This window comes from Flavobacterium sp. UGB4466, from assembly GCF_903469665.1.
GTDB classification, from domain to species: domain Bacteria; phylum Bacteroidota; class Bacteroidia; order Flavobacteriales; family Flavobacteriaceae; genus Flavobacterium; species Flavobacterium lipolyticum.
Window position 1 is genome coordinate 12,800 of sequence record NZ_CAGKLC010000040.1, and the last position, 12,802, is coordinate 25,601.

The 12,802-nt window shown below is 36.7% G+C and carries 8 protein-coding genes; 4 read left to right on the top strand and 4 right to left on the bottom strand.

Annotated elements, in window-relative coordinates:
- Positions 1-4: 4 nt before the first annotated feature.
- The gene (locus tag JO950_RS11565; protein ID WP_202702781.1) at positions 5-1,411 is read left to right on the top strand and encodes an efflux transporter outer membrane subunit; all 1,407 of its coding nucleotides are present in this window, start codon (positions 5-7) and stop codon (positions 1,409-1,411) included.
- Positions 1,412-1,550: 139 nt separating this feature from the next.
- Here JO950_RS11565 and JO950_RS11570 read toward each other — a convergent pair whose 3' ends face one another.
- Complete coding sequence (locus JO950_RS11570; protein WP_202702782.1) at positions 1,551-3,236, bottom strand: glycoside hydrolase family 28 protein; 1,686 nt, start codon at positions 3,234-3,236, stop codon at positions 1,551-1,553.
- Positions 3,237-3,634: 398 nt separating this feature from the next.
- Between JO950_RS11570 and JO950_RS11575 the strand changes: the two genes are divergently transcribed.
- Positions 3,635-5,017, top strand: a complete 1,383-nt coding sequence (locus JO950_RS11575) for a hypothetical protein (RefSeq protein ID WP_202702783.1) — start codon at positions 3,635-3,637, stop codon at positions 5,015-5,017.
- Between the two features lie 119 nt (positions 5,018-5,136).
- Here the strand turns inward: JO950_RS11575 and JO950_RS11580 are convergent, their stop codons facing one another.
- Positions 5,137-6,468: a hypothetical protein gene (locus tag JO950_RS11580; protein WP_202702784.1), complete on the bottom strand. Its 1,332-nt coding sequence runs from the start codon at positions 6,466-6,468 to the stop codon at positions 5,137-5,139.
- Between the two features lie 25 nt (positions 6,469-6,493).
- On the bottom strand, positions 6,494-8,902 hold the full coding sequence (locus tag JO950_RS11585) for a TonB-dependent receptor domain-containing protein (RefSeq protein WP_202702785.1): 2,409 nt from the start codon (positions 8,900-8,902) through the stop codon (positions 6,494-6,496).
- 368 nt (positions 8,903-9,270) lie between these two features.
- Here JO950_RS11585 and JO950_RS11590 point away from each other — a divergent pair, with 368 nt between their 5' ends.
- Together JO950_RS11590 and JO950_RS11595 are read left to right on the top strand one after the other, a co-directional pair.
- Positions 9,271-10,104, top strand: a complete 834-nt coding sequence (locus JO950_RS11590; RefSeq protein ID WP_202702786.1) for a helix-turn-helix domain-containing protein — start codon at positions 9,271-9,273, stop codon at positions 10,102-10,104.
- A gap of 46 nt (positions 10,105-10,150) precedes the next feature.
- Positions 10,151-11,281, top strand: a complete 1,131-nt coding sequence (locus JO950_RS11595; RefSeq protein ID WP_202702787.1) for an NAD(P)/FAD-dependent oxidoreductase — start codon at positions 10,151-10,153, stop codon at positions 11,279-11,281.
- A gap of 503 nt (positions 11,282-11,784) precedes the next feature.
- Here the strand turns inward: JO950_RS11595 and JO950_RS11600 are convergent.
- Complete coding sequence (locus tag JO950_RS11600; RefSeq protein ID WP_202702788.1) at positions 11,785-12,798, bottom strand: FAD:protein FMN transferase; 1,014 nt, start codon at positions 12,796-12,798, stop codon at positions 11,785-11,787.
- Positions 12,799-12,802 lie beyond the last annotated feature (4 nt).

Sequence of the window (12,802 nt, forward strand, 5' to 3'; positions counted from 1 at the left end):
AAAAATGACTCATAGTTTTAATAAATATATTCTTGTGGTAGTGGCAGTTACTCTGTTGAGTGCGTGCTCGATTACCAAGAAATACGAACGTCCGTCGGCTATTTCGACCGATAAGTTGTATCGTGATCAAAATGCTGCCGATTCGACTACTATGGCAAGTATGCCGTGGCAAACTGTTTTTAAAGATGAAAAACTGAATGCTTTAATTCAAAAAGGTTTAGATCAGAATCTCAATTTAAAGAATGCGATCGAAAATATAGTGCAGTCGAGAGCTACTTTGCGTCAGGCAAAATTGGCTTATTATCCAACGCTGAATTTTGATGCGAGTGCTACACATAACAAACAATCAAAGGCGGGACTGAATTTCCCCCCGGGAATTAATATCAATACATTGACAACAACCTATAAGTTAGGGTTAAGTACTTCCTGGGAACTTGATATTTGGGGAAAATTGAGCAGTTCAAAAAGAGCGGCTTTAGCTGCCTATCTTGCTACAGATGCTGCAAAACAAGCCATTCAGACACAATTGATCGCTGATATTGCGAATAATTATTTTTTGCTGTTAGCGTATGACAAACAATTAGAAATTACCAAAGCGACTTTAGAAAGCCGTATTAAAAATGTGGAAACGATTAAAGCGTTAAAAGAAGGTGCAATAGTGACCGGAGCAGCAGTGGTACAAAGTGAAGCCAATCAACATGCAGCTGAGGTATTGATTCCGGATTTAAAACGAAGTATTCGTGAAACGGAGAATGCTCTTAATATTTTGTTGGGACAAGCTCCGGGCGCTATTGAAAGAGGGACATTGGGGAATCAGACCGTTCCAGAAAATCTGGCAGTAGGTATGCCGGCACAATTGCTGGAAAACCGCCCGGATGTTCGTCAGGCCGAGTTTAATTTCCGCACTGCGTTTGAAAGTACCAATATGGCTAAAACGTATTTTTATCCAAGTTTAACACTTACCGCAAGTGGCGGATTCTCTAACCTGCAACTAACGGATTTCTTTACCAATTCTGTTTTTTATTCTTTGATAGGAGGCTTAACACAGCCTATTTTCAATCAGGGACTGAATAAGGCAAGATTAACAACAGCACAATCCAAACAAGTTCAGGCACTGAATGATTTTCAACAAAGTCTTTTGGTAGCAGGGCAGGAGGTATCAAATGCTTTGTATGCTTATGAAATGGCCGTTGAAAAAGAAGATTCAAGACAAAAACAAATTGAAGCCCTTGAAAAAGCGGTTGATTTCACACAACAGCTTTTAGAGTACAGCTCGGCAACCAATTATACCGATGTATTAACTTCAGAGCAAAATCTATTGGCAGCACAATTAAGCGGGATTACTGATAATTTACAAAAATTACAAGCAGTAGTCGATTTGTATCGCGCCTTAGGTGGTGGATGGAAATAGTCTTCGCGGCTTCTATTATTTTAAATTTTGAAACGAAAAGCGCCTCAGTTGATGAGGCGCTTTTTTTGTACTATTTAGAGTTTCGTGAGCTTTCTTTGAAAAACAAAATCACTCTTTTGGTTGCGTTCCCGTTATAATCTCAAAACTTCACAGCATTTTTGGGAACGGTTTCTCCGAGGGTAGTTGTTTTAGAAAAATCTGTTTTTGGAGATGCGGTCAACTCAATATTCTGGCAAGCTTCTCCGTTAATGGAGATTGCTTTCGCAGAAGTCGAATTAAAGGTTATATTTTTTAAAGACATATTTTTAGTATTGTAGATTTCAAATACGGTAGGATTTTCGATGTCTAATTTGGCATTGTTGATTTTAATTCCGTTCGCATCAATAATCGAAAAGCCTTTTTCTGCTTTGGCAATCAAATTGGAGATTTCGATATTTTCCAGATTCATTTCAGGCAAACCTTGCAGAAATACCGCTTGCTGCGCGCCCTTAATGGTGATGTTTTTAATCGATATGTTTTTAAACTGTGGTGTTTCTTCGTTTACAGGAACAGCTTTTGTAGTTACGGTGTTTCCGCCTTCGGCCAAAGTTTCGGCTATGGATTTTCCCCCATAATACAAATCAAATGAAATGGCTTGTGATGGAATATCGGTCATAAAAATATCCGAGATATAAATGTTTTCCACAATTCCTCCACGTCCACGGGTGCTTTTAAAACGCAAACCAACATCCGTTCCCATGAAAGTACAATTGGAGACATGCAGATTTTTCACTCCGCCCGACATTTCGCTTCCCACTGTTACTCCGCCATGCCCGTGATAAACGATGTTGTTTTTTACGATGATATTTTCGCAGGCAACAGCTCGATCACGACCGTCTTTGTCTTTTCCCGATTTGATACAGATGGCATCATCGCCCACATCAAAACTTGAATTTTCGATAATTACATTTTTGCAGGATTCTACGTCAAGACCGTCACCGTTTTGAGAGAACCACGGATTACGAACGGTTATGTTTCTAACAATTAAATCCTCTACCATAAACGGATGAAGGTTCCAGGCAGGTGAGTTTTGAAATACCGGACCATCAAATAAGACTCTTTTACTGTTTTGTATGCTCACTAAAACCGGACGAAGGAAGTCGTGAATGGCTTCAAATTCTTCTTTTGTTTTCAGATCGTGACGAACATTCTGATCAGCACCTTTGGAGCCTTTTAAATATTGTTCAGAAGGATACCAGCTGTCTTTCTTGTCATTTAAAACGCCACCGGAAGCGATAAATTTCTTCCATTGTTCCTCCGTCAGTTTGTTTTTTTTAACCTGTCTCCAGGCTTCTCCGGAACCGTCCCACACACCACTTCCCGTGAAGGCAACATTTACCAGATTCTTACCATAAATAGGAGAGATGCATCGCCAGGTGTTAAGCCCTTCAAAACTGGTTTCAATAATGGGATATAAACTTTTGTCGGTAGAGAATTTAATTAAGGCGCCTGTTTGGGCATGAAGTTCAATATTGCTTTTTAGTATAATCGGACCTGTTAGCCAGATTCCGGGTGGAATAATTACTTTTCCACCACCTTTTTTTGACAGGGCTTCTATGGCATCAGCGAAAGCTTTAGTGTTTAAAACATAGCCGCCATTTACAGCTCCAAAATCTTTTAGATTTACAGTATTATTTGGTATTAACGGTTCATTGACTTTTGGCATTCTAAATTCGATGCCTTTGTATGTATCATAAGAATCTGAATTTTGTGCAGTAAGTTCGGAACAGGTCACAAGTAAAAATACCACTGTAAAAAACAAGTGATGAATAGATTTGGTTTTCATAGGTATAGTTTTTTATGGATTTTTTTATTGATGTTGGAATGTAGGCCAGCATTAATAAAAAAAGTTAAATGTAATCGATTACACAAAACTATTGAAAAATATTTATAAATGATAATTTACTTCAAAAATAAAATAATCATTAAATAAATTTCATTGTTGAACGTGATCGTTTTGCCACGAATGGCATCAATTTTACAAATTCTGTTTGATTTCTTTTTTTGCTATAGAAATTGTGCGAGTCAATATAAGTTTTTTTCTTAACTGAATTTATATAACATTTAAGATTTAATTTTTAAGCTTGTTTTTTGTGAAAGAAATAATGTTATTTTAGCTAAAGATTTGTAATGTTAAATAGTGCATTTAATTGTACAAAGTATAACTAAAATATAAGTGATTTTATGAATAAAACACTTTGGGAAAAGGTTTTAGCATTTAGTTTTGATCAACCAAATGATCAATATGGGTTTTCAACAAGATTAGCACTAGAGAATCATTGGACGATTCATTTTACTCAAAGTGCCATAGTTGAATATAAAAAGTTTCTTTTTCTGGCCGCAACCAATAACGAAATGGTTTCACCTTCAGAAATTGTTGATATTGTCTGGCATCAACACTTAATTTTTACTAATTCTTATTCAGATTTCTGTGATTTATTAGGAAAAAGAATAGAACATATTCCCTCAACTCATAATAGATCAGAATTTGATAAGTTTAAAATGGCAAAAGAAAGGACAAAGGAGCTTTATGAAGTTAATTTTGGTCCACAGTTAGCTGAAATTTGGCATTATCATAATGAATTAGATTCTTTACATTTAGAGAGAAGCAGCTATGAAATTTCAAAACTTAGAAAAAACTTTTTAATCTATACCATCGCTCTGTCATTTCCGGTGTGTTTGGTTCTCTTTTCATTTTTAATAAAAATTAATAATCCTAATTTCCTTATAGCATATCTTTTGCTTTTTGTTGTTGTAATTTTATTCTTGAAATTTTACGTCCGAAAAAGTTTTCTTTCGCTATATGATACAATTAAGTCCAATTTTATTTTGCAGAATCTTACGGCACTTGAGATGGTGTTTTTTAGAGAAAACAAACTGGATGCTGTCGTTCATGGAGTGGTAAATAATTTGATTATAAATCATAAAATTAAGATTTTAACAAATGATAGATTAGAATTAATTGATGAAAGTTTCGTTGAAAATCGATATGAGAATTGTATAGTCGAGATTATGAAAGATTTTGAGCCAATGTCTTATAAGGAATTATGCAAGACTGCCTCGCAAAAACCTATTTTTGAGCAGCTTCAGAAAGCTACCTATAGAATAAGAAACAGAATTTTTGATTCGAAAAAATTTGCGAATGTAGTGATCCTTGTAATGAGTATTTTAGGATTCTTGTTAAGCATTGGTTTTAGCCGATTTATAACTGGGGTTTGGAGAGGTAAGCCTATTACATTTTTACTTTTTGCGATTGTCCCTTTGGTTTTAGTTTCGTTGTATTATATCAATCAGGTATTGAATTTAATGTTTACAACTATTATTCCTTCTGTTTTTGAAGATAAGGCAAGGATAGTAACAGCACATGAAAAGAATTGGGAGTGGGATTATTTTCTTTATGGAAATGTAATAGTAGCAAGTTCATTCATGCCATTGATTAATTACAATACAAATTCAGTTTCTTCAAATAATTTTATCAGTTCAGGATCATGCGGGACTTCTTCATGCGGGACTTCTTCGTGCGGAAGTTCTTGCGGTTCTTCGTGTGGAGGGTGCGGTGGTGACTAAAAGAAATCATTAAAAAAACAAACATTCCGTCCCAGAAATCTGAAACGGAATGTTTTAATTAAAAAAAAAACTCAAGTAATAACAATTGTTATGAGTGCTTTTACTGCTTGTGCAGCTTTTTAGAATACTCCAATATAATGGTTTCCTGCTTTGTTTACCAGTTTAGCTCCTTTAGTAACAGCTCCTGTTGGGATATCGATAACGTAAATGTTTCCGTCTTTTCCAACTGGTGTAACCGCTAAGTAAAGCTCATTTCCATCCACTACAAAACCTTGGTACTGACCAAAATCTATAGCTGCGTCATAAGCAATGCCTTCTACTTTTTTAGCCGTTTTAGCATTTAAATCTACTCTTGCAACAAATCCTTGTTTTCCTGTTGCGGTTTGTGTGTAAAGTACATAAGCAATTCCGTTTCCTGCATATCTCCAGGCATCGATATAAGATCCTTTTATACCTAATGCAGCATCAAGACTAATTACAAATGAGTCATCATATTGATTGTTTTGGTTGATTCTTACAATATAAGAACCTCTGTTGGTATCTCTTTGGGTAGCCTGATAAATGTTACCGTCAGTTCCTAAGAAACTATTGAAGCTACGGAAACCGCTCGTATCTCCAAAACCAACTTTTGAAGAAATAATTTGTGGGTTCGCTAATGATGGATAATCTACTACAACAGATTTAGCACCTAAACGGTCATAGGCAGTTTCGATTTGTCCTGTAGCCGGATTCGTTTTACGCAACCATGTCCCGATAATTATTTTGTTTCCCGCTTTGTTGATCGTAGGAGCATCTAAACGGAAAATATGGTGTCCCAAAGCTTCTTCCTGAGGGCTTAATGGAAGTTCATACTGATCGTATTTTGAAATACGAATACCTTTAAGGTCTAAAGCAAGAACAGTAGCAGTACCTCTTGTATACATATACGTTTTGTCCGGATTTGTTTTAATTACGGGAGAAGTTACATTTACAGCTACACCGGTTTTGTCTCCGTCAAAAAGTTTATTCCATCTTGGAGATGTTCCTGCATATTGAGAAATGTTTACGGTTGTACCTGATTGTGTAAAGTTTTTAGCTCCATTTACGGTATAGGTCATAAATTCTCCACCATTAGCTCCGGTATAAGTAATGTTGAAAAGCGTTTTTCCGTCTACAGAAGATTGCAAACGAGCTGTTCTGTTGGATTGTACCGGCATACCATCTGCATAAACATTAATCGAATAGTTTGGATCTTTGGCGTTTTTCTTAGTTACGGCATAAACCATAGTTCCCCCGTTTCCGTCTCCTGGATTTTCCTGCATTAATGCTCCCGAAACCGTAATCCAGCGATCAGTTGTTTCAGGATTTATTGGATCTGCAGTTTTCTCATCATTGCTACTACAGCTTGTAGTCAATGAAAATACACCTAAAACTAGACCAGATGTAAATAGTTTAAACATATTTTTTCTCATATTCATTGTATTAAAAAATTAGATATTAAAAGTTATTAAGGGTATAATTCAGTTTTAGATAAAAAGCACGTCCGGGTTTTTGAACAGCGTAATTATCGAAAACTTGTTTATCAAAAATGTTCTTGGCATCAATACTTACCACAAATTGTTTGTTCGGAAAAACATAACTCAAACCTAAATCCTGTGCAAATTGGGCTGGTGTTTTGGAATCCGGTACGTCAATCCAAATTGTTGGAAAAGGATCTACATAACCAAAGTTGTAGTACAAATTCAACTGTGATTTCTTTTGAATCAGTTCATTAAAGTTGTACTGAACGTTTCCGTTTACGGTAAAGAAAGGTTCATTAGGGATTTGTCTGTTGTAAAAATCCAGCTCCTTCCCATTATCATCGTATTTCTTTTTGTATAAGGAGTTGAATCTTGACAGGTTCATCGATACAAACAAACGGTCGTTATAGCTATAATTAAAGGATGCTTCATAGCCAATGGATTGCGCACGTCCCAGATTGTCAAACGGTAAAACCTGTATGGCATCATTCACTCTGTCATTGGAGACACGAACAATTCGATCTCGGGTATTTCTTGAAAAACCTGTTGCAGCAACCGAAATTTTGTGCGTATTTATGGCGTAAGGGCCAAATTGTAATCCTAAATTGAAATTGTTACTTTGCTCCGGTTTTAGATTGGGGTTAGCCAGTACATTTTCACTGGGTCTTCCAAATATTTCAGTTGCACCTGGTAATCTGATGGCTTTTTCTGCTGATGCCGTAATCATAAGTTCAGGAGTAACAAAGTAGGAAGCGGCCAGCCCGTATCCAAATAGCGGAGTTGTACTTTTACTAATCTTTTCCACTACCGTGGTTTGCCCGTTTTGTGTGACCAATTCCGGTTTTCTGTGGTTTACTTTTTGTTCGTAAAACTTACCGAAAATATTGGTTCTCAGACGGGAGTCAAAAGCCTGCATTTCGTAGGCTAGGGAAGTAACCGTTTTTTGTAAATCAGATGTGGCTTCAAAATCTCTTTGAAATTCCGGTTTGATTAAATCGTCTTCATTTCTATCCAGTGTATAGAATAAATTGCTGAATATAAATCTGTTTTTTTCATTTAGATTATAAGTCAATACGGTTCTGGAGCTAAGTACATTCTCTGAGATGGTATTGATTGTTGGTGCACCTTGTTGTGCCCCCGTATAAGATAAAAGGGGTTTGCCTGTCCTTAAATCTATTACTCTTTCACCAAACCAGTTGTAAGTCCATCTGACAGTATCATTTACGATTTGATGTTTACCGCTGTAGACCGTGTTGGTTGAAAAATCCAGTTTTTTAAATAGGAAATCTTTTTTAGAGTAGTTCAGACTTAAAACAGTCGCATCAGCTTCGGAGAAACGACCTTTATAAGGTTTTGTCATGTATTGACCGTGCTGAATTTGATTGTGATCTTCAGAGACATTTAACCCAATTAGAAAATTGTCGGCCCATTTGACATTGGTAAAACCGGCTTCAAATCTTCCTCCGTAGGATCTGTATCGGTTTTCGAAACGTTTAACCCGCACCGCTTCACGAGTTCCGTCCGGTGCTATATTGTAAATAAATCTTCCCCATACTTCATAATCGTTATCAGAATAATTATAAAAACCGGATCCTTTTACCGTAAAACCTGATTTTGCGCGATAGGTTGTATTAAAGTTAGACTGAATAGTATTGAAAGAACCATAAGAAGCAGAGGCATTCAGTGTATTTTTGGCACCTTTTTTTAGAATCACATTTATAGCTCCACCCAAGGCATCATCAGCGAGTTCTGCAGGAGTGACTCCTTTGTACACTTCGATGCGCTCGATTAAGGCCGGGGGTATACTGTTAAGACTAAAGGAGGAGCCGTAGGTATCTAATGGAATTCCGTCAATAAAAATTCGGATGGCATTTCCGGACATTCCGTTCAGATTGTAATTTACGCTTGAACCTAATCCACCGTTTTGTCGGATTCGTACACCCGCAGAGCGGTCAAGTAATTCATTGGTTTGCAGATTTCGAGTGGCAGCGTCTTTAGTTTCTATCACATTGACAGAGAAACCTTTGGTCATAATTTCTCTTTTTACCGATGTCTTTTTTACAACAACCTCTTTTAAGGCTTTTGGATCATTTGATTTTTCCAATGAGATATTTACCTGAGCAGTAGGACTGTTTAAAGTTACCTTTACTGTTTTAGTTTTCGCTTCAAGTGATGTAATTTCGAGAATGTATGTACCGTAAGCAACATTTTTAATTTCAAATTGACCATTGTTACCAACTAAGGCAAATTTTTGAGTTCCGGCAATTGTAACTGAGGCACCAAATGCAGATTCAGAATTTTCAAAAGTAACTTTTCCTTTAATATTCCCATTTTGGGACCAAACTGAAAAATGAACGAATACCAACAATAACAATAAAAACCTCATGATTTATGTACTTCTTAAATAGAAATGCAAAGCTAAATCATTGTTTATATTTAATCTAAATAAAGGAATTAGAAGATCATTAGAATTACATTAGAAATTCTAATGTTGGGATAGATTTAGATTTAGAAGTCTAAGAATCGGATGTGTTTTGTACTATTATACTTTTAAATTACCAAGGTCGAAATTAAGAATAGTTCACTGAAAGGTTTGGTGTTCTGTGTTTGTGGTTGATAAACAGTTGTTTGTGTTGTGCTGCAATAGTACATAATAATTTCTTAATTTTGAAATGAATTATTGCCAAAATAAGGTCAGTTTTTGAAATGGCTTTTGTTTGTTTTATAATCGTTTGTCTCTAATTTCTTCTAATTATGCTTTCTTTTCAAACCAACCATCAGGAATTTATTCCGGCCGAAGAATTACAAAAAAGCGTAAAGTGCTTTTGGTATGATAAGATTGATTACGGGAGAGTACCATCGAATTTTGAAGTGATACCGGATGGTTATGCTGAAATTATTTTTTATTTTGGAAATGAGCTTCGTATTTCTTCTAATGGAGTTATGAAACCACTGACATCACCATTTATGATTGGGTTACTCCATCAGCCGGCTGTTTTCAATTCGGTCAATTCGCTTGAAATTATCGGTATTAGGTGTTATCCGTGGATGGTTTTTGATCTGCTTGAATTGTCTTCCCAAAAGGGTAAGGTGGGAGTACAGGCTTTTGAGCATCCTATTGCTAAACTTCAGTCTGTTTTGAACGATCTGATCGCTTCACACAAAATTGAAGAGGCAATTGCTAAAGTCGAAGACTATTTTTTGACAGTAGAAGTAAAATCTGGCACTAACACTTTGTTATCTAAAGCAGGTGCCGCCATGACAGTGGCTGGAGGAAGTATGTCGGTTGGTGAGGTTGCTGCGGTTTCTCATGTTACAATACGTACTTTAGAAAGAAATTTTAAGCAATCGGCAGGTTATACGGTTAAAAATGTTTCGGCTGTCATGCGCTTTGAACAGGCTCGCAACCGATTATGGTTCGAGCCCAATCTAAGTATTGCCAGTTTAGCGCAGGAATTAGGTTATACGGATCAGTCTCACTTGAGCAGAGAATTTAAACGTTACAGTGGTACCACACCGGGTGCATTTGCACGAAAAGCAAAGCAACAGATGGTAAATTATGATTTTGTCGCATTTATACAATCCTAAAATAACCGGATAGCAGAATTTTGTCATTCTTAATTTAGAAGATAAAATGATGTTATTAAAAGATCAAAAAGTAGCCATTATTGGTGCAGGACCAGTTGGTCTTACTATGGCAAAATTACTACAGCAAAACGGAGTCGATGTTACCGTTTATGAAAGAGATTTAAATGCCCAAACCAGAATTTCAGGTGGAACACTTGATCTTCACAAAGGTTCGGGGCAAGAAGCTTTAAAACAAGCAGGTTTATTAGAGGGTTATTTGGATAAGGCACTACCCATGGGAAGAACAGTAGCAGATCCCCGGGGAAATGTATTATTTTCTAAAACAATAACCGAAGAAGAACGTTATGATAATCCCGAAATCAACAGGAACGATTTAAGATTGTTATTGCTTAATAGTTTGAAAATTGATACTGTAGTCTGGGACAGCAAGTTTACCAATCTTAAAGCCGACAGCGGAAAATGGTTTTTGGAATTTGAAAACGGGACAAATGCGATTGCCGATTTTGTTATTGGAGCTAATGGAGGAATGTCTAAAGCCAGAAAATTTATCACACCCGCTACAATCGAATATACCGGAACATTGATGATACAAGGCGAGGTGCTTTGTCCGGAAACATCCTGCAGGAAGTTTAATAAATGGTGTAACGGCACTATACTTATGACTTCTGGAAAAGAAGGCTTGTTGGTTGCGAATCCAAAGAATGGAAAAGTATTGAGTTATAATATCATTTTCAAAAGTCCGAAGGAGTTTATCAGGAAAGATGGTACTTTTGAGAGTACCGATGGTATTCGAAAGTACCTCTTAAATCGGTTTTCTGAATGGGATGAATGTTATATAGAATTGCTTGAAGCTACTTCTTCTTTTGTTTTATGGCCAACAAGGAAGATCAGTTTAGATGATCAGTGGAAAAAAGAGCGTCCGCTGCCGATCACACTCATAGGAGATGCGGCGCATATTATGCCTCCATTTGCGGGCCAGGGAGCCAATATTGGATTATTAGATGCTTTAATTTTATCGAATAATCTGACCAATGGAGAATTTGAAACGATAGAGGAAGCAATCAGCGATTACGAACAAAAGATGTTTGTTTATGCCACACAAGCACAACTCGAGACGGCAACTAACGAAATAGCAATGCTAAGTCCTGATTTTTCTTTCCTGAAATTTTACAGGTAATTTTCTGGTTTTATTTTTATAAAGTGTCGTGTAATAAATAGCCACGAATTCACGAATTTTTTCTAATTTGTATTCTTAAAAAATTTGTGAATTCGTGGCTATTTTTTTTAAGGTTATAGATTAAAAGAAAGAAATCTGAAATTATTAAAAAAATGCTTCAATATTAGCGCTTTGAAGGGATAAAAATCTGCATTATATGCTAACCCGAGCGATAGCGAACTGGCGAAGCAATCTGCGTGAAATAAAACCCTCGCAGAGGCGCAAAAGCGCAAGGTTTTAGATTGGAGTATTTGAAGACTTCGTACAGAAACAGCTTAGCGTCTTCGCGACTTTGCGAGAAATAAAAATCTGCGTGAAATAAAACTCTCGCAGAGGCGCAAAAGCGCAAAGTTTTGCATTGGAGTATTTGATGTCTTTAAAGAGAAAGATCTTAGCGTCTTCGTGACTTTGCGAGAAACAAAAATCTGCGTAAAAAAATACACTCGCAGAGTATCTTCAACAGATTACAGTTTAGCCTTGAATTTCTTGATTTTGAAGTTTGCTGATTTGACTAATTTTCCGTTGTCGGTGATCATGACACAGCTATAGTCGGGATATTTTTTTAAAAGAAGAAGTCCCGCTTTTTGTCCCAATATCATAAGCGAAGTACTTAACCCATTTGCAGTTTCAGCGTTTGGACCAAAAACAGAAACACTACACAAACCCGTAACAGGATATCCGGTTGCGGTGTTGATGATATGAGAATAACGCTTGCCGTTGAAAACAACAAATTTTTCATAACTTCCGGAGGTGGTCACAGCACCATTGTTTAACGGAACAACGGCAAACAAAGCATCGGGATGAAAAGGATTCGTCATGCCAATGTTCCAGTCTTTTCCGTTGGGCTGTCTTCCCCAGGCAGTCATATCTCCTGAACCGTTTACAATTCCGGCTTTGATACCTTTTGCAAGCATTATATTTCGGCATTTATCGGTTGCGTAACCCTCTCCCAAAGCGCCAAATCCAATTTTCATTCCTTTGAGTTTTAGGAATACGGTCGATTGAACGCTGTCGAGGATAATATTTTTGTAACCTACTTTTTCTACCGATTTTTTAATAGCCTCGGCAGAAGGCATTTCTGTCATTGATCCGTCAAATTTCCAGATTCGATCCATTGCGGCAAAACTGATATCGAAACCGCCTTTGGTAGCTTCAGAAAATTGTAATGCTCTTTGGGTAAGTTCAAAAACTTCACGATCTACCTTTACGGGACGGATTCCCGCATTTTGATTGACCTCAGAGACTTGTGAATCAGATTTCCAGTCGGAGATCAGGTTTTCTATTCGTGTAATTTCAGCAATTACAATATCGATATTTTGTTCTGCGGTAAGGGAGTCTTTTGCAACGATCGAAATGTCAAAACGTCCTCCCATGAGTAGTGTAGTTCTTTTTCGTAAAACTTGTGCATTACTGGTCAGACCACCTAGTATTAGCAGTAAAAACAAGTAAGGAGTAAGAATTGATTTTTTGATTGACATTGAA